The 20,583-nt window shown below is 70.0% G+C and carries 16 protein-coding genes, 1 tRNA gene and 4 pseudogenes; 11 read left to right on the top strand and 10 right to left on the bottom strand.

Annotated elements, in window-relative coordinates; genetic code table 11:
* Positions 1-119: 119 nt before the first annotated feature.
* The 4 genes from AB5L52_RS08800 (at position 120) to AB5L52_RS08785 (ending at position 3,553) form a co-directional block, all read left to right on the top strand.
* Positions 120-1,448 (top strand): OFA family MFS transporter, encoded by a 1,329-nt coding sequence (locus AB5L52_RS08800; protein WP_369363210.1) that lies wholly within the window; start codon positions 120-122, stop codon positions 1,446-1,448.
* The gene (locus AB5L52_RS08795; RefSeq protein ID WP_351026469.1) at positions 1,423-1,557 is read left to right on the top strand and encodes a hypothetical protein; all 135 of its coding nucleotides are present in this window, start codon (positions 1,423-1,425) and stop codon (positions 1,555-1,557) included. Before AB5L52_RS08800 ends, AB5L52_RS08795 begins: the two co-directional genes overlap by 26 nt.
* 223 nt (positions 1,558-1,780) lie before the next feature.
* Positions 1,781-2,728 carry a beta-ketoacyl-ACP synthase III gene (locus AB5L52_RS08790; RefSeq protein WP_351026471.1) on the top strand — a complete coding sequence of 316 codons (948 nt, stop codon included), beginning with the start codon at positions 1,781-1,783 and terminating at the stop codon, positions 2,726-2,728.
* Positions 2,729-2,875: 147 nt separating this feature from the next.
* Positions 2,876-3,553 (top strand): GntR family transcriptional regulator, encoded by a 678-nt coding sequence (locus AB5L52_RS08785; protein WP_351026473.1) that lies wholly within the window; start codon positions 2,876-2,878, stop codon positions 3,551-3,553.
* A 184-nt stretch (positions 3,554-3,737) separates the two neighbouring features.
* Here the strand turns inward: AB5L52_RS08785 and AB5L52_RS08780 are convergent, their stop codons facing one another.
* From AB5L52_RS08780 to AB5L52_RS08760, 5 genes are all read right to left on the bottom strand, one after another.
* Complete coding sequence (locus AB5L52_RS08780) at positions 3,738-5,147, bottom strand: OFA family MFS transporter (protein ID WP_369363209.1); 1,410 nt, start codon at positions 5,145-5,147, stop codon at positions 3,738-3,740.
* A gap of 1 nt (position 5,148) precedes the next feature.
* Complete coding sequence (locus AB5L52_RS08775) at positions 5,149-5,817, bottom strand: MFS transporter (RefSeq protein ID WP_369363208.1); 669 nt, start codon at positions 5,815-5,817, stop codon at positions 5,149-5,151.
* Between the two features lie 243 nt (positions 5,818-6,060).
* A complete protein-coding gene (locus AB5L52_RS08770; RefSeq protein WP_369363207.1) occupies positions 6,061-8,193 on the bottom strand; it encodes an acetate--CoA ligase family protein in 2,133 nt (710 codons plus the stop codon).
* 4 nt (positions 8,194-8,197) lie between these two features.
* Entirely contained in the window at positions 8,198-9,430 is a 1,233-nt protein-coding gene (gene frc / locus AB5L52_RS08765) for a formyl-CoA transferase (RefSeq protein ID WP_369363206.1), read from the bottom strand.
* 12 nt (positions 9,431-9,442) lie between these two features.
* Positions 9,443-11,125 (bottom strand): thiamine pyrophosphate-binding protein, encoded by a 1,683-nt coding sequence (locus tag AB5L52_RS08760; protein WP_369363205.1) that lies wholly within the window; start codon positions 11,123-11,125, stop codon positions 9,443-9,445.
* A gap of 229 nt (positions 11,126-11,354) precedes the next feature.
* On the opposite strand from AB5L52_RS08760, the pseudogene AB5L52_RS08755 reads away from it, so the two are divergent.
* The 5 genes and pseudogenes from AB5L52_RS08755 to AB5L52_RS08735 form a co-directional block, all read left to right on the top strand.
* Positions 11,355-11,573 (top strand): annotated as a pseudogene (locus tag AB5L52_RS08755) (ATP-grasp domain-containing protein); the annotation flags it as partial.
* Positions 11,574-11,631: 58 nt separating this feature from the next.
* Positions 11,632-11,754, top strand: a pseudogene (locus AB5L52_RS08750) (ATP-grasp domain-containing protein); the annotation flags it as partial.
* A 59-nt stretch (positions 11,755-11,813) separates the two neighbouring features.
* Entirely contained in the window at positions 11,814-12,053 is a 240-nt protein-coding gene (locus AB5L52_RS08745) for a hypothetical protein (RefSeq protein ID WP_369369088.1), read from the top strand.
* A pseudogene (locus tag AB5L52_RS08740) lies at positions 11,963-12,424 on the top strand (aldehyde dehydrogenase family protein); the annotation flags it as partial. The gene AB5L52_RS08745 and the pseudogene AB5L52_RS08740, both read left to right, overlap by 91 nt.
* A 176-nt stretch (positions 12,425-12,600) precedes the next feature.
* Positions 12,601-12,685 (top strand) — tRNA-Leu (locus AB5L52_RS08735).
* A 507-nt stretch (positions 12,686-13,192) separates the two neighbouring features.
* Here the strand turns inward: AB5L52_RS08735 and AB5L52_RS08730 are convergent.
* Both AB5L52_RS08730 and AB5L52_RS08725 read right to left on the bottom strand, forming a co-directional pair.
* Positions 13,193-13,957, bottom strand: coding sequence for a hypothetical protein (locus AB5L52_RS08730; protein ID WP_369363204.1), 765 nt, complete (start codon positions 13,955-13,957; stop codon positions 13,193-13,195).
* Positions 13,958-14,022: 65 nt separating this feature from the next.
* Positions 14,023-14,916, bottom strand: a complete 894-nt coding sequence (locus tag AB5L52_RS08725; protein WP_351575409.1) for a nuclease — start codon at positions 14,914-14,916, stop codon at positions 14,023-14,025.
* 90 nt (positions 14,917-15,006) lie between these two features.
* Between AB5L52_RS08725 and AB5L52_RS08720 the strand changes: the two genes are divergently transcribed.
* Positions 15,007-16,350, top strand: coding sequence for an endonuclease domain-containing protein (locus AB5L52_RS08720; RefSeq protein ID WP_369363203.1), 1,344 nt, complete (start codon positions 15,007-15,009; stop codon positions 16,348-16,350).
* A gap of 160 nt (positions 16,351-16,510) precedes the next feature.
* On the opposite strand, the pseudogene AB5L52_RS08715 reads toward AB5L52_RS08720, so the two are convergent.
* Both AB5L52_RS08715 and AB5L52_RS08710 read right to left on the bottom strand, forming a co-directional pair.
* Positions 16,511-17,402 (bottom strand): annotated as a pseudogene (locus AB5L52_RS08715) (integrase); the annotation flags it as partial.
* A 342-nt stretch (positions 17,403-17,744) separates the two neighbouring features.
* On the bottom strand, positions 17,745-18,875 hold the full coding sequence (locus AB5L52_RS08710) for a hypothetical protein (RefSeq protein ID WP_351575415.1): 1,131 nt from the start codon (positions 18,873-18,875) through the stop codon (positions 17,745-17,747).
* 185 nt (positions 18,876-19,060) lie between these two features.
* Here AB5L52_RS08710 and AB5L52_RS08705 point away from each other — a divergent pair, with 185 nt between their 5' ends.
* Positions 19,061-20,317 carry a helicase-associated domain-containing protein gene (locus AB5L52_RS08705; RefSeq protein WP_369363202.1) on the top strand — a complete coding sequence of 419 codons (1,257 nt, stop codon included), beginning with the start codon at positions 19,061-19,063 and terminating at the stop codon, positions 20,315-20,317.
* Positions 20,318-20,326: 9 nt separating this feature from the next.
* Here AB5L52_RS08705 and AB5L52_RS08700 read toward each other — a convergent pair whose 3' ends face one another.
* A complete protein-coding gene (locus AB5L52_RS08700; protein WP_351575421.1) occupies positions 20,327-20,536 on the bottom strand; it encodes a hypothetical protein in 210 nt (69 codons plus the stop codon).
* Between the last annotated feature and the right edge of the window lie 47 nt (positions 20,537-20,583).

Here is a 20,583-nt window from a genome sequence, read left to right as displayed (position 1 = left end):
CCTCGACTCTCGACAAGGGTTCGGACGCCGACCGTTCGGCACACTGCGGATACCGCTTTGGCATACGATCGAGCCCTTGGGTTCTCAACTACCTTGTCCCGACGTACCGTTCGGGATTCATGAGCAGTCCCCCTGTCGCCCCCGCGGGCTGGAGCCGTTGGCTCGTCCCGCCCGCCGCCCTCTCCGTCCATCTCTCGATCGGCCAGGCCTACGCCTGGAGCGTGTTCAAGCCGCCCCTCGAATCCGCGCTGGGCCTCGACGGCACCCAGAGCGCGCTGCCCTTCCAGCTCGCGATCGTGATGCTGGGTCTGTCGGCCGCGTTCGGCGGCACCCTCGTCGAGCGCAACGGACCACGCTGGGCCATGACCGTGGCCCTGGTCTGCTTCTCCTCCGGCTTCCTGGTCTCCGCGCTCGGCGCCGAGACCAAGCAGTACTGGCTGATCGTCCTCGGCTACGGCTTCGTCGGCGGCATCGGCCTCGGCATCGGCTACATCTCGCCGGTCTCCACGCTGATCAAGTGGTTCCCGGACCGGCCCGGCATGGCCACCGGCATCGCCATCATGGGCTTCGGCGGCGGCGCGCTGATCGCCTCGCCCTGGTCCGCGCAGATGCTCTCGTCCTTCGGCAGTGACAACGATGGCATCGCCCTCGCCTTCCTGGTGCACGGGCTGTCGTACGCCGTCTTCATGACCCTCGGTGTGCTGCTGATCCGGGTGCCGCGCACGGAGAAACCGGTCGAGAGCGCGCCCAGCGCCTACGAGGGCGTGCAGGTCTCCGCGCGCAACGCGGTGCGCACCCCGCAGTTCTGGTGCCTGTGGGTCGTGCTCTGCATGAACGTGACCGCCGGCATCGGCATCCTGGAGAAGGCCGCCCCGATGATCACGGACTTCTTCGCCGACAGCTCCACTCCGGTGTCGGCGTCCGCGGCCGCCGGGTTCGTCGCCCTGCTGTCCGCCGCCAACATGGCGGGCCGGATCGGCTGGTCGTCCACCTCCGACCTGATCGGCCGCAAGAACATCTACCGCGTCTACCTCGGCGTCGGCGCGCTGATGTACCTGGTCATCGCGCTGTTCGGCGACTCCTCCAAGCCGCTGTTCATCCTCTGCGCGCTGGTGATCCTCTCCTTCTACGGCGGCGGCTTCGCCACGGTCCCGGCGTATCTGAAGGACCTGTTCGGCACCTACGAGGTCGGCGCGATCCACGGCCGGCTGCTCACCGCCTGGTCCTTGGCCGGTGTGCTCGGGCCGCTGATCGTCAACTGGATCGCCGACCACCAGAAGGGCGCCGGCAAGCACGGTCCGGCCCTGTACACCGTGTCCTTCGGCATCATGATCGGGCTGCTCGTCATCGGCTTCGCAGCCAACGAACTGGTCCGCCCCGTCCACGCCCGCCATCACGTCCCCGCCCCGAGGGAGGCCGTCGATGCCGAACGACAGCAGTCCGCCTAGCCCCCACCGCCGCGGGCTGATCGTGCTCGCCTGGCTCTGGGTGGGCACGCCCTTCGCCTACGGCGTGTACGAACTCGTACAGAAGGCGACACAGCTGTTCAACGGGTGAGTCCCGAGGTTCGGGGGTGAGTCCCGAGGTTCGCCTGGTGAGCCCTGAGGAAGGCCGGGCGTCCGAGGGGCCGGTGGGATTCCGGCCGCTCGGACGCCCGAGGGTCTGAGGGGAGCCGACAATCCCTGCGGCCGTTTCCTGTGGCTTTACCTGCCGTCGTACCCGTGGGTCACTGATCAGACTGGGGGATCCCGCTACCCACGGCCCACGAGGGGACCCCGCCATGAACGGCTCGCGCATCGCCGCCATCGGTCACTATCAGCCCGCCCGGGTGCTCACCAACGAGGACCTGGCCGGCCTGGTCGACACGAGCGACGAGTGGATCAGCAGCCGGGTCGGCATCCGGACCCGGCACATCGCCGGACCCGACGAGCCGGTCGACGAGCTGGCCGCGCACGCCGCCGCCAAGGCCCTCGCCGCCGCCGGTCTGGCCCCCGGCGACATCGACCTGGTCCTGGTCGCCACCTCCACGGCGATCGACCGTTCCCCGAACATGGCCGCCCGGGTCGCGGCCCGGCTCGGCATCCCGCGGCCGGCCGCGATGGACGTCAACGTGGTGTGCGCCGGGTTCACGCACGCGCTGGCCACCGCCGACCACACCGTCCGGGCCGGCGCGGCCACCCGGGCGCTGGTCATCGGCGCCGACAAGATGTCCGACGTCACCGACTGGAGCGACCGCACCACCTGTGTCCTGGTCGGCGACGGAGCCGGAGCCGCCGTCGTCGAGGCGTGCCCGCCGGGGGAGGAACCGGGGATCGGGCCGGTGCTGTGGGGGTCGCTGCCGGAGATGGGGCACGCCGTGCGGATCGAGGGCACCCCGCCGCGGTTCGCACAGGAGGGGCAGAGCGTCTACCGCTGGGCCACCACCCAGCTGCCGGCCATCGCCCGCAGCGCCTGCGAACGGGCCGGCGTGGCCCCCGAGGACCTCGCCGGGGTCGTCCTGCACCAGGCCAACCTGCGCATCATCGAGCCGCTGGCCGAGAAGCTCGGCGCCGTCAACGCGGTGGTCGCCCGCGATGTCACCGAATCCGGCAACACCTCGGCGGCCAGCGTCCCGATGGCCTTCTCCAAGCTGCTCGAACAGGGAGCGATCAACACCGGCGATCAGGTCCTGCTGTTCGGCTTCGGCGGCAATCTCTCGTACGCGGGGCAGGTCGTACGCTGCCCGTGAGTGGTGTTCCGCTGCCCGTGAGGCGAAGGAAAACAGGTGCCACAGCCCTGGATTTTGGGCACCGTAGACTGTAGACAAAAGACAATCGATACTGAGTGTCCAGCGTCCAAGCGTCTATACGTCACACCTGGCCAGGAGGGGACCTCGATGTTGTCGACCGGACTGCCGCAAGGGGCGGTGCCCAAGCTCGAACGGCCCGGACCGCTGCGCGAGCGCGTCTACGAGGCGCTGCTGGAGCTCATCACCACGCGCGCGCTGGCGCCCGGCCAGCACCTGGTCGAGAGCGAGCTCGCCGGGCACCTCGGCGTCTCCCGGCAGCCGGTGCGCGAGGCGTTGCAGCGGCTCAACACCGAGGGCTGGGTCGATCTGCGGCCCGCGCAGGGCGCGTTCGTGCACGAGCCGACCGAGGAGGAGGCCGACCAGCTGCTCACCGTGCGCACCCTGCTGGAGGCGGAGGCGGCCCGGCTGGCCGCGATCCACGCCGGCGCCCCCGGAGTGCACGCGCTGGAGGAGCTGTGCGCCGAGGGCGAGAAGGCCGTCGCCGCCGACCAGGTGGACCGCGCCGTCGCCCTCAACGCGGCGTTCCACGCCAAGATCATGGAACTGGCCGGCAACGCGGTCCTCGCCGAACTCGCCGCCCAGGTGGACCGCCGGGTCCGCTGGTACTACACCCCGGTCGCCCGGCAGCGCGGGCGTCAGTCGTGGATCGAACACCGGGAACTGATCCTCGCGATCGCCCACAACGACCAGGACCGGGCCGCCCAGCTGATGCGCGCCCACACCGAACACACCCGCCGCTCCTACCACGAGCGCCACGGATCCTGATCCCACGCTCCGCCCCACCGCGGCAGGACCGCAGCGCACGACCGGGCGTGCACGGCCGGCACGCCCACCAACACGACCGCCGGCAGCGGGGGTTCACCATGGACCGGCGTACGGTCGCAGCGCCGTACGCCCCGGCGCCCGGCTGCGGCCGCGAGGTTCAGGCCGGCGGTGGCGTCCGTGGTGCTCAGCGCGCCGGTCGTGTCCGCGGTGCCGGTGTGGGCGTCCTGCGGCCGTCACGGCCCGGCCGGCGCAGCAGCAGGGCGATCGCCGCCGCCACCATCGAGACGCCGCCGGCCAGCGCGTAGGCGCCGTTGTAGCCCCAGGCGTCGACCACCATGGATCCGAGGCCGCCGCCGAACAGGCCGCTGACCAGCTTGCCGCTGTAGACGAGGCCGTAGTTGGTGGCGTTGTAGTTCTCGCCGAAGTAGTCCGGGGTCAGCGCGGCGAACATCGGATAGAACGCGCCGCCGCCGAAGCCGGAGAGGAAGGCGAAGAAGAGGAACAGCCACTCGCTCCTGATGTCACCGGCCCAGATGACCCCGAACTGGGCGAGCCCCAGGGCCACGATGACGAACACCAGTGACGTCTTGCGGCCCCACAGGTCCGACAACCAGCCGACGACGGCCCGCCCGACGCCGTTGACGACCGCCATGACACCCATCGAGGACGCCGCGACCAGCGAGCCGAAGCCGATCTGCTTGGCGTAGTCGACCTGGAAGGAGATCCCGAAGATCGATACACCGGCGGTCATGACGATACTGACCCACATCAGCGGCAGCATGCCGGTCCTGAAGGCCTCCTTCGGGGTGTACTGCCGTACCGCGGGCGGGTTCTTCGCCAGGCTCGCCGCGCTCCTGCCGCCGGTGGAGTGCGACAGCGGGTCGATGTCGGCCGGCCACCAGTTCTTCGGCGGGTCCTTGAAGAACCAGGCGCAGACGGCGACCACGATCAGTACATAGACGCCGGTCAGGTCCAGCACCTCGTCGTAATTCCGGGTGTTGAAGGCGTAGTTGAAGATGAAGATGAAAGGCAGCGAGCCGTAGGCGAAGCCGCCGTTGACGAAACCGGTTCTCGCGCCGCGCCGTTCCGGGAACCACTTGCCGACCATGTTGATACAGGTCGCGTACACCAGCCCGGAGCCCACACCGCCCACGACACCGAAGCCGAGGACGGCCGGCATCACCTGGTCGAGGTGGGACAGGGCCAGGAAGCCGAGCAGACACATCGCGGCGCCGGTGCACATCGCGCGGCGCGCGGTGAGGATGCCCCTCTCACGCAGCCAGCCCGCCGGGAAGGCGATGCCGGCCTGGAAGAACACCCAGACGCTGAGGATCCAGAAGGTGTTGCTCCGGGTCCAGCCGTGCGCGTCGGACAGGGTGTCCTCGGCGGAGCCGTAGGCGTACTCCGAGACGCTGATGGCCATCATCGCGATCCACGGCAGATACACCATGAGCTTGCGGGAGTGGCCGAGGATGTCGCGGTCCGTCTCGCCGATGCGGTAGACCCGCCCCCGGGAGTCGGTGACTTCGCGGTACGAGCGGTTCGCCGAACCGGGGTCGGCCGGCGTGTCCTTTGTCATGGGATCAGCCGTCATGTCAGGCCATCTCCTCGCCGAGGGGGTGGGGACTGGGGTCGATGCGCCGGACGCTGAGCCTGCCCGGCGCTCTGAGGAACAGCGCCACCACGGCGCAGACGAGCCCGGTGCAGCCCGCCAGAAGGAACGCGGAGTGGGGGTCCCGCGCGGCGTACGAGGCGGCGCGCGTTCTGCCGGCGGCGACCGGCAGCAGCCAGGCGCCGGTGAGCAGTCCGTGGACGCTCGCGCTGTGGTTCTCCCCGAAGTGGTCCGCGGCCGGCGCGGTGACCAGCGCCGGCACCGCCGCGCCGGCGGCCGCGGCACAGCCGAGGAGGAGCACCCCGCTGCCCGTCCGGGCCGCGACGAGCACCCCGAACTGGGCGGCGGCCGGCACCAGACAGGCCGTGATCAGGGCGGTGCGCCGCCCCGAGCGGTCCGACAGCACCCCGGCGACGGCCGCCGTGGCACCGCCCGCGACGGTCACGGACCACACCGTCGGACCGCCGAGCCCGAGCCGCCTGCCGTACGCCGTCAGCAGGCAGATGCCGAGCACGGTGACGCCGGCCGCACCCAGCAGGCACAGCCACATCAGCCACAACACCGGGTTGCGGGCGGCCTCGTGGAGGGTGTGGTGGCGTACGGCGGGCGGGTTCTTCTCCCGTGCGCGCCGGGCGCCGGCAGTCGCCGGCACGGACCGCGGATCGGGATGCGGGGGGCCACCAGTTCCGCGGCGGATCCCTGAGCAGCCGGCCGGCGCCCGCCACGACCAGGGACGCTCCGGCCCCCGCGGCCGCGAGCAGGACCTGCGGGTCGGCCCCGCGCACCGGGGCCAGGAGGAACGGTACGGCCCCGAGGGCGAGCCCGCTCGCCACCAGCCCCGTGGGGCCGCCCCGGCGCTCCGGACTCCCGGCCGGTGCCGGGCGCGCCCCCGACGTCACAGGAGCCCCGCGGCCCGCGCCCACCGATACTTCGCGCCCAGCGCGGCCACCGGCTTCTCCGTCGTGTACGGGTACGCCACGACCCCCCGCTCGAACAGGTACTGACAGGCCTCCTCGCCCTCGACGTCCCCCGCGAGGGACGCCACGACCGGCTTCTCGACGCCCCGCTCGCGGAACTCCGCGACGACCCGCGCCGTCAGCTCCGCGAACACCATCGGCGGGGTGACGATGGTGTGCCAGTAGCCGAGCACCAGCGCGTGGATCCGCGGATCCTCCGGACCCAGCCGGATCGTCGCCTCGTACGTCGACGGCGGCTCGCCCCCGGTGATGTCGACCGGGTTGCCGGCCGCGCCGAACGGCGGGATGAACCGGCGGAACGCCTCGTCCAGGTCGGGCGGGATCTCCATCAGGGACAGCCCGTGGTCGGTCACCGCGTCGGACAGCAGCACACCGCTGCCGCCCGCGCCCGTGATGATCACGACGTTGCCGCCCCGGGGAGTGGGCAGGACGGGCAGGGCACGGGCGTACTCCAGCATGTCGTTCAGCCCCGGCGCCCGGATGACCCCCGCCTGCCTCAGGATGTCGTCGTACACCGCGTCGTCGCCCGCCAGCGCCCCGGTGTGCGAGCCGGCCGCCTTCGCGCCCGCCGCCGTACGGCCCGCCTTCAGCACCACGACCGGCTTCTTCGGCACGGTCGCCCGGGCCGCCTCCACGAACGCCCGCCCGTCCTTGAGGTCTTCGAGATGCATGGCGATGCACTCGGTGTGCGGATCCTCGCCGAACCAGGTCAGCAGGTCGTCCTCGTCCAGGTCCGACTTGTTGCCGAGTCCCACGATCGCCGACACACCCGTCTTCGTGGTGCGGGCGAAGCCGAGGATCGCCATGCCGATGCCGCCCGACTGCGAGGTCAGCGCCACCCCGCCCTTGACGTCGTAGGGCGTGCAGAACGTGGCGCACAGGTCCTGCCAGGTGGAGTAGTAGCCGTAGATGTTCGGGCCGAGCAGACGGATGCCGTGCCGCTCGGCGATCTCCACGATCCGTGCCTGGAGTTCGTGCTCGCCCGTCTCGGCGGAACCGGACGGGATCAGCACAGCGTTGGGGATGTTCTTGCGTCCCGCCTCTCCCAGGGCCGCGGCCACGAACCTGGCGGGAATGGCGAAGACCGCCACATCCACCTCACCGGGAACGTCCGTGACACTCTTGTACGCCTTGCGGCCCAGAATGTCGTCGGCCTTGGGGTTCACCGGATGGATCTCTCCGGAGAATCCGCCCTCGACGAGATTGCGCATGACCGAATTACCGATCTTGCCCTGTTCGTTGGACGCGCCGATGACGGCGACGGAGGCCGGCTGCATCAGCCGGCGCATCGTTGACAGGATCGCGTCGCGTGGATACCGCCGCCGAGACGGTGTCGGCGACTCGGCGAGGATCACCCGGATGTCGGCGGCCATCGCTCCGCCGGGTGTGGCGATCACCGGATTGAGATCCACCTCGGCGATCTCCGGGAAGTCCGCGACCAGTTGGGAGACCCGCCGGATCTGCTCGGCGACCGCCCACCGGTCCACCCCGGCCCGCCCGCGCACCCCGCGCAGGATCTCCGCCGGCCGGATGGAGTCCAGCATCGACATCGCCTCGTCGGCGGTGACCGGCGCCAGCCGGAATGTCACATCCTTCAGCACCCCGCCGAGCACCCCGCCGAGCCCGAACGCCACCACCTTCCCGAACGTCGGGTCGGTGACCGCGTCGACGATGACCTCCTGCCCCTGGGGCAGCAACTCCTGCACCTGCACGCCCTCGATACGGGCCGCGGAGTGGTACGCACGGGCGTTTTCGGTGATCCGGCAGAACGCGGCCCGTACGTCCGCCGCGCCCTCGACGCCCACCACGACCCCGCCGGCCTCGGTCTTGTGCAGGATGTCCGGGGAGACGATCTTCATGACCACGGGCCCGGCGAAACGCGCCGCGGCGGCCACCGCCTCGTCCACGTCCGTCGCCAGTTCCTCGTCCGGTACGGCGATCCCGTACGCGTCGGCGAGCACCTTGCCCTCGTGCGCGGTCAGCGCGGTACGGCCCTCGGCGCGCACCCTGTCGAGGAGGGCGCGCACCGTGAGTACCCGGTCTCCGGTCATCACGTCAGATCACTCCGTTCGACTTCAGCAGGCGCAACTCCTTGTCTCCTAGGCCCAGTTCGCCGACAAAGACCTCTTCGTTGTGCTCGCCGAGCAGCGGTGAACCGGTCACCTCGACGGGGGAGTCGGACAGCTTCAGCGGGCTGCCGACGGTGATGAACTCGCCGCGTTCGGGGTGCGGGACGCGGACCACCATCTCGTTGGCGGCCAGCGAGGGGTCCTCGATGATCTCCTTGGTGGACAGGATCGGCCCGCACGGGATGTCGTGGGCGTTCAGCCTCTCCAGCACGTCCCACTTGGGCAGGGTGGAGGACCATTCCTCGATCAGCTGGAACATCTTGTTCAGCTTCGGCAGCCGGGCCTCGGGGGTGGCCCACTCGGGGTCCTCGGCCAGCTCGGGCCGGCCGATCAGCTCGGTGATCGGCTTCCAGCCGACCGGCTGGACGATGACATAGACGTAGTCGTTGGGGCCGCAGGGGGCGCACTTGACGGCCCAGCCGGGCTGGCCGCCACCGGAGGCGTTGCCGGAGCGGGGGATCTCGTCGCCGAAGTCGTCGTTCGGGTACTCGGCCAACGGCCCCTGGGCGAGGCGTTGCTGGTCGCGGAGTTTGACCCGGCACAGGTTGAGCACGGCGTGCTGCATGGCGACGTTGACGCGCTGGCCGCGCCCGGTGCGTTCCCGCTGGAAGAGCGCCGCCAGTATCCCGGCCACCGCATGCACTCCGGTGCCGGAGTCACCGATCTGCGCGCCGGTGGCGAGCGGCGGGCCGTCCTCGAAGCCCGTGGTGGCCATCGAGCCGCCCATGGCCTGTGCGACGACCTCGTAGGCCTTGAAGCCGGTGTAGGGGCCGTCGCCGAAGCCCTTGATGGAGGCGTAGACGATCCGGGGGTTGATCTCCTGGATGCGTTCCCAGGTGAACCCCATCCGGTCCACCGCACCGGGCCCGAAGTTCTCCACCATGACGTCCGAGCGGCGGATCAGCTCGGTGAGGAGCTCCTTGCCGCGTTCGGTCTTGGTGTTCAGGGTGATGCTGCGCTTGTTGCAGTTCAGCATCGTGAAATACAGCGAGTCGACATCGGGCAGGTCGCGCAGCTGGGTGCGGGTGATGTCGCCGGCGGGGGATTCGAGCTTGATGACGTCGGCGCCGAGCCAGGCCAGCAGCTGGGTGGCGGAGGGCCCGGACTGGACGTGGGTCATGTCGAGGACGCGGATGCCCTCAAGAGCCTTGGCGGTCATGGGCGTTCGACCTCACTTGTACATGGTCTGGTTCATGGTTCCGGGGGCGTAGGCGTCCGGGTCGACCCAGACGTTGATCAGCGACGGCTTGCCCGACTCCCGTGCCCGGCGCAGCGCCGGCCCGATGTCCGCGGGGTCGCGGACCTCCTCGCCGTAACCGCCCAGCATCTGAGCGAACTTGTCGTAGTGGACGTCACCGAGGGTGTTGCCGACCCGCTCGCGGTCCTTGCCGTACTTGGCGGCCTGGCCGTAACGGATCTGGTTCATCGAGGAGTTGTTGCCGACGATGCCGACGAAGGGCAGGTCGTAGCGGACGAGGGTCTCGAAGTCCCAGCCGGTGAGCGAGAAGGCGCCGTCCCCGAAGAGTGCGACGACCTCCTTGTCGGGGCGGGCCTGCTTGGCGGCCAGCACGAAGGGGATGCCGATGCCGAGGGTGCCCAGCGGCCCGGGGTCCATCCAGTGACCGGGCGACCTGGGCTGGACCACCTGCCCGGAGAAGGTGACGATGTCGCCGCCGTCGCCGATGTAGAGGGAGTCCTCGGTGAGGAAGTCGTTGATCTCGCTGACCAGGCGGTACGGATGGATCGGCGAGGCGTCGGACTGCAGGCTCGGCAGGCGCTTCTCGATGGCCGTCTGCTCCGCGGCGCGCAGCTCGTCCAGCCACTCCTTGCGCCGGTGGTTGCCGCCGTTGACCCGCCCCGAGGCGGCCTCGGTGACCGACCTCAGGACCAGGCCCGCGTCGCCGACGATGCCCAGGTCGATGTCGCGGTTCTTGCCGACGGTGCGGTAGTCGAGGTCGATCTGGACGACCGCGGCGTCGGGGGAGAGGCGCTTGCCGTAGCCCATACGGAAGTCGAAGGGGGTGCCGACGATCACGATCACGTCGGCGTGGGAGAAGGCGTGGCGGCGGGAGAGCTGGAAGTGGTGCGGGTCGCCGGGCGGGAGTGTGCCGCGGCCGGCGCCGTTCATGTACGCGGGGATGTCGAGGGTGCGCACCAGCTCGATGGCGGCCGCGGTGCCTCGGGTGGTCCAGACCTGGCTGCCCAGCAGGATCGCGGGCTTCTCCGCGTGCACCAGCAGGTCGGCGAGCTTCTCGACCGCCTCGGGATCGCCGGCCGAGCGGGTGGAGGCGCGATAGGCGCCTGCCTTGGGTACGCGTGCCCTGTCCGCGGGCACCTTGGCATCCAGGACGTCCCGGGGGATCTCCAGGAACGACGGCCCCGGGGCGCCGTGATAGCACTCGCGGAACGCCATCGACACCATGTCCGCCACCCGGGCCGTGTCCGGCACGGTCGCCGCGAACTTCGTGATCGGCGCCATCATGTCCACGTGCGGCAGATCCTGCAGGGACCCCATCTTGTGCTGGGTCAACGCACCCTGACCACCGATGAGCAGCATCGGCGACTCCGCCCGGAAGGCGTTGGCGACCCCGGTGACGGCGTCGGTCGTACCGGGACCCGCGGTGACGACGGCGCAGCCGGGCTTGCCGGTGATCCGGGCGTAGCCGTCGGCGGCGTGCGCGGCCACCTGCTCGTGACGGACGTCGACGACTTCGATGCCCTCGTCGACGCAGCCGTCGTAGATGTCGATGATGTGGCCACCGCACAACGTGTAGATGCGGTCGACCCCCTCGGCCCTGAGTGCCTTGGCGACCAAGTGCCCACCGGAGATCACGTCTTGGGTGTCGTCGGGCATGGCGAAGTCCTGTCCCTTTCATAGGGGTTTAGGTGGCTCGCGGCTGTCCTGTGTTGTCCTGTATGTGTACTACGATACGCCGTATGCGGTAGATTGCATACAGTCGACGAATGCTGTATGAAGCTTGTTCCCGCACCCCAGTGGGCGATGTTCAGGGATGCATACTTTCCGGTCACCGAATTCCGGCCACCCTCCGTCACCGGGTCGACTCAGACGGTGACCCGCCGGCATGTGCGCAGGCGTCGCGCCATCGCGACGGTCCGGCAGACAGGAGCCGCAGATGGACCTGTGCGAACACCAGGCACGGCAACTCTTCGAGGATCACGGCATCCCCGTGCCACGGGCCGAGGTCGCCGACTCGCCCAAGGCGGCCCGCGAGATCGCCCGCCGGCTCGGCGGTCGGGTCGTGGTCAAGGCCCAGGTGAAGACGGGCGGGCGGGCGCGGCAAGGCGGGCGGAGTCAGGCTCGCCGCCGATCCGGCCGCCGCGGAATTGACGACACGTCAGATGCTGGGTACGGACATCAAGGGTCACCGAGTCGGCACGGTGATGCTCGCCGAACCGGTCGACATCGCCGACGAGTTCTACGTCTCCTACGTCCTCGACCGCGCGGCGGGCGGCTTCCTCGCCGTCGCCTCCGCGCAGGGCGGCGCGGAGATCGAGGAAGTGGCCGCGACCCGGCCGCAGGCTTGGCGCGGATCCCGGTCGACCGGACCGAGGGCGTCACCTCGGCCAAGGCCGTGGAGATCGCGAGCGCGGCCGGCCTGCCGCAGCAGACCGTCGACGTCCTGCTGCGGCTCTGGCAGGTCCCGGTCCGCGAGGACGCCCTGCTGGTCGAGACCGGGGCGCCGTACCGCTGTACCGCGGCCGTCCCGACGGCAGGCGTTTCCTACCGGGCCAGGACACCAGCGCGTACGTCCACCCGGTGACCCTCCTCAACCCGCCCCCGTCCTCCCCGCTGCACCATGCGGAACCCTTCGGCCCCGTCGACACGATCGTCCTGGTCGACACCGAGGTCGAGCTGCTGGCGGCGATGAGCGCGTCCAGTGGCGCGCTGGTCGCCACGCTGGCCATGGACGGGCAGGCAACCTACGGCCGGCTGGCCCCGCAGATCCGCGTCCTCAAGACCGGGCACGGCGTCCCCCGCTCCCGCGGCGACCGAGCCGAACTGTTCGGCGGCTTCGGCGCCTCCTGGCGCGGCGCCTTCGTCGGTGGCGACCTTCAGGTACGCGCCGTGACCCGGGGACCGGCAGGGGAGCGACTCCCCGGTAACTTCCCGGACTACCAGCTCATGCCCTGATCCTCAGGGTACGTACACAGAATCTCGCATTCTGCATACCGTAGCCAATCCTGGTGGCCTCGGCTCCCCCGGCCACCGCCCACCACACGGATATGCAGGTGAAACGCACTCCGAAACCTTGGTATTGTTGTCCATGTCGCCGCGGGGAACACCCCCAGCAAGGCGACAGACACCTGGTCCGGGTGGCGGAATGGCAGACGCGCTAGCTTGAGGTGCTAGTGCCCTTTATCGGGCGTGGGGGTTCAAGTCCCCCCTCGGACACTCGCTTATAGCGATACGGAATCGAGGGCCTCGACCTGACGGTCGCGGTCCTCGTTGCGTTGTCGTAGGTGATTGTGATGCCGAGGGCTTCGTAGAGGGGCTCTTTCTTCTCGGCGTCGGCGGCTTGGATACGTTGAGCGATGTCTCCGAGTCTGTCAGTGATCTCCCGGATCTGATCTGCGGTGAGGGGTGGTTCCTTCTTCCGAGTGACGGTGGGCAGTGCGTCGAGCTTCTTCTGTGCCGCTTCCCTGTCACGTTGCGCGTCGTTGATCCACTGGGTGACGACGGCCGGGTCGGCTCCGGAGTCGAGGGCGGCCTGGTAGCGGGCAAGGCGCCGCTCGCACTCCTTGATCGCCTGGCGGGCTTGAGCCTGCTCGGGGGTCTGGGGCTGCGCGGCGCTTGCCGCGATGCTGGCCTGGCTGAGTGCGGTGATGGTGGCGGTGAGCCGCTCTGGGGTGAAGGCGCGGGCGATCCATGCGTCCAGTGCCCGGCCGCCCCGCTGCCGGATCAGGCCGGTGTCTGGCCTGGGGCGCCGGCCCGGTCAGAAGTCGTCCGACGCGCTCCCGCGCGAGACCAGATGCTGTGGCGCGGGTCGCCGCGCAGGATCTGGCGAATCGCGTCGATTTCCGAGCCTTCCACGGCCGCGTTCGCGGCGGCATCGGCCAGGGCCCGCCGCACGCGGAAGTCGGGGTCGCGGGCGAGGTGCAGGGCGGTCTTGTGATGGCGGACGGGGAACTGCATGCACAGGACGGCACTGGCCTGGCAGACGCCGAAGTGGTGGTGGGTGGCGAGCAGTCCGGGGTCGACGATGCCGGCGATGTCGTTCGGGAGCCTGCCCAGCGCAGCGGCCGCCTCGTGGACATCGTGCTCGTCGCGGCTGCCTAGCAACTCGCTCGCCTGGTCGCGGACCCACGCGTGCTCATCAGAACTGGAGGCCGCTGCAGCAGCGAACATGAGCGCCGGGCCGCGCAGCGACGCCGACCCGATGTTGACCTGGAACGCGCTCAGAGGGTGCGGGCCGTCCGTGAGTACTTCGCCCAGGTAGCTGTCGGACTCGTCGCCCACCACCAGGCTCGTGACGGCCTGGAAGGCGTAGCGCCGGTCCGGTTGCGGTCGGCCCACGACCAGGTTCCCCCCCGCAGTCAGAGCCTGTTGCCGCGTAAGGACGACCTCCCGCCCATCGCTGGCGATCGCCAGGAGTTGCTCCAGGCAGGCCTTGCGGTCGTCATCGTTCAGGCCGCGCGAACGGGCCACCTGGTAGGAATCGGGCACGAGGGCGGAGCCGATCTGGGCGATGCCAGGTGTGGGTGCGGGTCGGGTGCGGCTCGTTCTGCGGTCTACTTCTCGACGAACACGAGGTCTTCGATCGGTCGGGACATCCGGAACGTGTTGCCGTTGGTGACCTCGACCACGCGCTGGAGGCCGACGGTGCCGTCGCGTTGTCCGGGGACATAGAACTCGTCGGCGCCGCCGGCCAGATAGGCGGGGAGACAGGCGAGAGACGGGCCGAAGAGCCGGATGTAGTCGGCGAGGTGGCGGAACAGCGTGGGCACGCTCACCAACTCGTCGGTGAGCGAGGCAAGACTGTCGATCTTCGCACCGCTGGTCGTCACGTCGTACGACCAGACACCGCCCGGCACCTGGGCTGCCCTGGCCTCCTGCGTGGTCGTGGTCATGTTCGCCCGCAGCTCCCGGGGGAGGCTGCTGTAGAAGGTTGGGTACACCAGGCCGCGGGACAGCAGGTGGTGATTGGCGGTCCGGTGCAGCATGTCCACGGTGACGTCGACCCGTTCGCCGCTCTTCGCGGGCTTCGGAGGGTTGCCGGTCTCCGGAGGGTCGCCGCGACCGATCAACGCGACGCAGCGGCCGTAGACGTCGGCGCCGGAGGTGAGGATGTAGCCGCGCACGGTCTCCGGGGTCGAAGCCCCGGCCTTCTCCTCGGAGTCCTGTACGACGTCGTCGAAGCCCAGCCAGCTCAGCAGCTCGTCACGGGCGGCGTGCGCGCCCGGGCGCAGCGGCTGGTGGACGAAATCGGGCCCGACACCCTTGTAGTGGGTCTCGGTGGCGTCGATCCCGTCCACCCGGATCGAGGCACCACCGTTCTCGTCCCGCTTGACCCGGTGCTGGCCGGGGACCTCGCACCAGAACCCCGGGTCGCGCGGGGTGAAGTGGACCGTGTCGCCGTCGGGCCGGTCGCCGATGATCCGGTACGAGCCTATGATGAGCAGCATTCAGGAACAAGGAGTTGCGGGCGGCGGCGGCCCGGCTGACCGAGGCGCTTGGAGACCCGTTGCCGAGTTGCAGGCCGTTAGCCTGTCGGTATGTCGGAGCGTGTCATGCCCGGTCGCACGGACGGCCTGATCACCCTGGGTGCCGCGGACGCTCTGTGGGTCGATTTGACGGCCGACAGTGCTGTGTCGACGGCTTCTGGGGCATTCACCTGCTCTCCTGCCCGTGCCCGGGCGGGGTACGTCCTGCTTGGCAGCCATGTGGTGGCGACGGTCAGAGCGAGCGGCGGTCAGTGGAGTGTTCCGGAGGTCGAGGTGCGCCGGGCGGCCGCGGAACTGAACGCGGTGGGGATGGACCGGCGGGACCTGGTCCGCATCGGTCCGTTCCGTGGGACGCCGAGGCAAGAATGCAACGAGGAAACGCCGCTGCGTTGGCGTCGGCGCATCACGGCTGAACTACAGGAGCTGGGCGGCCCCGAGCGGGCAGCACGACGTGAAGACGACCGGCCGTACCTCCTGGCGGGGATCGACTGGCGACAGATGCTCGTGGAGCAGACCCGCGACGGGACGCAGCGGACGTGGTGGCTGCCGCGCGCTGTGGTCAGGCTCCTGGATGGGGCCGAGCACGCCGAAACGCAGTGGGTGCAAGCCGCGCGGACCCGCCAGGCGAGCGCAGCCGTCACCGAGCCGCCCTCCCACCTCCGGAAGGCCCGAGACACCGACGGTCGGCAGACGATGAGCCCCGAGGGCCGCACCGTCTCACTGCGCCCGTACAACAAAGAGCTGGAAGGCCAGCTGTACTCGGCGCTCAGCAGGAAGCCCGGTACCTCCCGCAAGGTGGCCGGGTGGGCGTGCGCCGTCTGCCGCACTGCGCCCGCTACCGTGCTCGACCACTGCCATGAACACGGCTACGTCCGCGCCCCCGTCTGCCAGTCCTGCAACACACTGGAACGCCCCGACCACCTGTACAGCAACGACATCCGCGTGGCGAACCGCTACACACGCCTCTTCGACACCGACGCCGACGACTGGCTTCGCCACTGGCACCGTTGCCCCGGCTGCCGTGCACGCACCACCCTGCCCCTGCCGCACCTCGCCGCATGGACCGCCCACATAGCCTGCCGGTCGCTGCGTCCGACCCACCGCGCCCCCCGCGGGCGCAAGCCCTGCGGTGTGCTGCGCGTGTCCTGGACGGGCAGTCAGAACGCGCCCCGCTCCTGCCTGCTCACGGTCGCCGTCGACTTCTGCCCCTCCGGCGAGCACCGTGTCCTGGCGCAAGTCCCCTACCGCGAAGCCGCCGAGCGGTTTCGCATCTGGTTGTCCGAGACAGCCCCTGCCGTGGCCGCCGCGGCCGGTCCTGACCGCTTGGACGGACTCCCCGCCCAGATCCGGCCAGTCATCGCGGACACCAGCGGCGAGGGCCCAGCACTGTTCTGAGCGGGCACCGGGAGACCTGACACCCCAACGACACCTCGCAGCTGCCGACCCCCGACACGGTCACCCCGCAGGCCCAGCGAAATGCGCAGCAGAGTTTCGACTGAGATCAAAACTGAGACCACGAAACGACGAAGGCCCGTACCGCTGAGCGGTCCGGGTCGACGGTGCGGTCCAGGAGTTCGTGGCAGCAGGTCTGGACCCAGCGCTCCATGATTGAGTTCATGCGCGGCATCCGGACGCCGGTGAACACGGTCCTGGACGCCGGCGGCTGCCAGGATCTGGTCGAAGAGCGCAGGGAACTTCGAGTCCCGGTCCCGGATCACATATTTGACGGTGGTCCCGGCGTCCTCCAGGTCCATCACCAGGTTTCGTGCCGCCTGGCTCACTCATTGCGTGGTGGGGTGCGCCGTGGTGCCGAGGATCCGGACGCGCCGGGTGGTGTGCTCGATGACCGCGAGGATGTACTGGCGCCGGCCGGTCAGGGTGACGGTCTCGATGAAGTCGCATGCCAGGGGGGCGTCGGCCTGGGAGCGCAGGAAGTCGGCCCAGGGGGTGGTGGCTCGGACGGGCGCGGGGTCGATGCCCTCGTTCTTGAGGATCTCCCAGACGGTATCGGCGGCGACCTTGATGCCGAGGGTGGCGAGTTAGCCGTGCACTCGGCGGTAGCCCCACGACGGGTTCTCCCGGACCAGGCGCAGGATCAGGATGCGGATCGAGCGAACGGTGGGCGGGCGGCCCGGCCTCTTCGGTCGGCAGGTGCGGACGTGGCGCTGCTTGATCGGGTCGCGGTGCCATCGCAGCACGGTGTCGGGTTGGACCAGCAACCGGAGCCGACGCAGAACCTGGCGCGGCAGCGGCACCGGCAGAGCGGCGAGGAGGGCTCGGTCTTCCGAGGCGAACTTCACCCGGTCCGCCCCGATCTGTCGTTCGAGGACCATGATCTGGTGGCGCAGGGCGAGAATCTCCGCGTCCTTGTCGCGGTCGCTCATCGGTAGCAGCCGCAGCGCGGCGAACGCGTTGGTGATGGTCAGGTAGGCGAGACGAAGCAACACGAGTGCTCATCCTGCCGCAGCACCGAACAAGACCCTGACCTGCATGGATGACATTCTCGGCAGGCGCAATGTTGATTCTCTGCGAGCCCTTACCACCGGGGCAGTACCGCAGAACGGTGCGTCAGCAAATGGAAGCAGTACCGGGCAGTGCCCAGCTGGTACGGCAGCCGCGACTTCCACAGCACCCTCACTCCTTCGCGGCCGGGGCTCTGCGAACCGGAGGAAGGAGATCATCGTGGAGTCTCAGCGCTCCATGGGGCCGTGCACGTTCAGGCGCTCATGTTGCCTCACTGAGGTGGGGAGAGCGCAACGCGGCTCGATCGGTGCCGGGGACGAGGCGGCCTATCGGAGGCCGTGGTGGTCGAGGCGGTGGATGAGGCCGGGGCGGCGCTGGTAGTCCTCGCGCAGGCGGGCCAGGCGCTGGTGGAAGTCGGTGTGCTGTCGGGCGTGGGCGTAGGCGTCGCGCAGTTCCGCGAGGAGGCTGACGGCCTGGTCGTAGCAGCTGGTCTTCTTGGTGGCGATGTGCGCCTCGATCTGCTGCCAGACGGATTCGGCCTCGCCTGCGAGAGCGGTCAGATGCCGGGCGCGGGCGGTGGCCCGTTCGTGTTCGGCGCGCTGTCGGCGTTCGCTGCGCAGGGTGTGGGCGGCGTCCAGGAGGTGGGCGGCGGACCGGCGCCCGGGGACCGTCGTGGGGGCGTCGGCGCCGCGCAGGCGGTGCAGGAGTTCGGTGTGCAGCCCAGGTTCCGGGCCGAGGGCGAGCCGCAGCAGCAGAGCGTCCTTCTCCTTCTGGGGCATTGTGGCGATCAGCGGGGCGAGTTCCTTCTTCGCAGGCCTGGTCAGCTTCTTGGATGCGGCGGGACTGGCCTGGGCCGCGACTGCCAGCAGGTCGTCGTCCACGCGCAGGAAATCCGCGAGCGCCCGCTGCGGGGCGGTCAGTTCGCCGAGCCCGGCCGGGACGGGCGGTTCGGGGCAGGTCCGGTACTCCTCTTCGTCGTCGTCTTCGAGTTCCCAGGAGGCGAGCGCTGAGAGCCAGGCCAGATAGAGGGGGCGCAGGTCGCCGGTGGTGAGTTCGTCGCGTACGCCGATGAGGGCGGACAGCGAGTCGTCGGCGCCCTCGATCCAGTCGCCGCCCTCGTCCTCGCTGGTCAGGTCGAGCAGGAGGTGGGTGCGGGTGGTCCAGGCCTCGATGTGGTGGTCGAGACAGTACGGCCGCACCGCCGGCAGGGCCAAGGTCTGCTTGGGCAGGCGGAGCATCAGCCGGTGGGTGCCCCAATTGGTCACGTACAGGTGGGCGTCGAAATAGCGCTCGACCATTTTGCGCGGATTGGCGCTCAGGTCGCCCCAGTTGTAGGTGTTGGTGAAGCTGGTGGCGGTGATCCGGGCCCGGGTGGAGATGGCCCTCAGCTGCTCCTGTTCCTCGCGGCTGAGCGGCCGGTCGAGGGCCTGGAACTCGTAGTACTGGTACTCGCTCACACGGCGGACCCTATCGCCGCCGAGGGTGGGCTCGGACGCGGATGGGCCACGGCAGCGGAGCCGACCGGAGGCAGCAATCAAACGTCATAGGGTGAGCCGAGGCGAGCCGTGGCGGGAAGGAGCGGGCTGTGGCGGTGTGGACCGAGCGGGCGATGGAGCATGATGCAAGAACGGAGCTCGCGGCCGTGCTGCAGCTGGTTGCCGCGGGCAGGCTGCGGTGCGGCGACAAGACGAAGCGCCCCTCCGCGGCCACCCTCCGCGCACTGGGCGAGGTCCTCACCGGCAATGACTTCTACGAGGGCGAGGCGGTCAGGGCATTCGCCTGGCCGCTGCTGCTCCAGGCTGGTGGCCTTGCCGAACTATCGGGCGGCCGACTGGAGTTGACCGCGCGGGGCAGCAAGGCGCTGGCCGCGCCCGCCCACGAGACGATCCGGCACCTGTGGCGGCGCTGGCTGAGCCACGGGGTACTGGACGAGTTCAGCCGCATCGAGGCAGTCAAGGGGCAGCGCGCGGCGAACGTCCTCAGCGCGGCCGGCCCGCGCCGCAAGGCGGTGGGCGCGGCGCTCGCCGAGTGCTGCCCGCAAGGGGAATGGATGGCGGTGGACGAACTGTTCAAGGCGATGCGTACCGCAGGGCATGACCCGTACCTGGTCCGTTCCGAGCGGGCGCTGTGGACGCTGTACCTGGAGGACGCGCAGTACGGCAGCCTCGGCTACGACGGACACCACGACTGGCCGGTGCTGCAGGGTCGCTACACCCTGTGTGTGCTGTTCGAGTACGCGGCCACCCTCGGCCTCGTTGACGTCCAGTACATCGACCCGGACGGCGCCCGGGACGACTTCCGCCACATGTGGGGTGCTGACTGGCTTCAGCGGCTCAGCCGCTACGACGGGCTGCTCGCCATCCGGTTGAACCCGCTCGGGGCGTACGCGACGGGGCGCACCGACGCCTACCGACCGGGCCCGGAGCCCGCCGCCGGGGCGCGGAGCCCGGTCAGGGTTCTGCCGAACTTTGACATCGTGGCACTCGACGGCCTGGCCCCCGCCGAGGCGCTGCTGCTCGACGCGTTCGCAACCCGGTCCACCGACCGTGTCTGGACGCTGTCCACCGCCTCCCTGCTGAAGGCCCTCCACGCGGGCCGAGGTCTGGAGGAGCTGCGCCGCTTCCTCGCCGAGACCAGCACAGGAGAGGAACTGCCGCAGACCGTCACGGCTTTGCTGGCCGACGCCTCCTCCCGCGCCGAGAAGGTACGGGATCTGGGTACGTGCCACCTGCTGGAGTGCGTGGACGAGGCGCAGGCCGTGATGATCGCGAAGGACCGCAGGGCGGGCGCGCTGTGCTCCCGGATCGGCCCAAGGCATCTCATGGTGGCCCCCGGCGACCTGCCGGCCGTCCGCGCCGCGCTGCTGAAACTCGGTTGCGTACTGCCCGCCCGAACCTGAACGGGAGGTTCACGTCCAGGGTGCGGTCCGCGGGGCTTGGGCACGTTCTCGGAGCGCGGTGCGGGCGGCGACTCGGCCGGTGGGGGTGAGGGAGATCGTGGCGCGGCGGCGGTCACGGTACGCCAGGAAGCCGAGGGCCTCGCCGGGACGCAGCCACTGCCACAGGAAGTGGCGGGTGTCGTCGCGTCGTGGCGCGGAGCCGTCGGGGAGGGTGAACACCTCGGCGGCCAGGGTGTCAACGGCGGCGGTGAGGTCGTCGAGCGTGA

It is taken from the genome of Streptomyces sp. CG4 (assembly GCF_041080655.1).
GTDB lineage: Bacteria > Actinomycetota > Actinomycetes > Streptomycetales > Streptomycetaceae > Streptomyces.
Note: the sequence above shows the minus strand (reverse complement) of the source record. Positions and strands in the feature narration are given on the sequence as shown.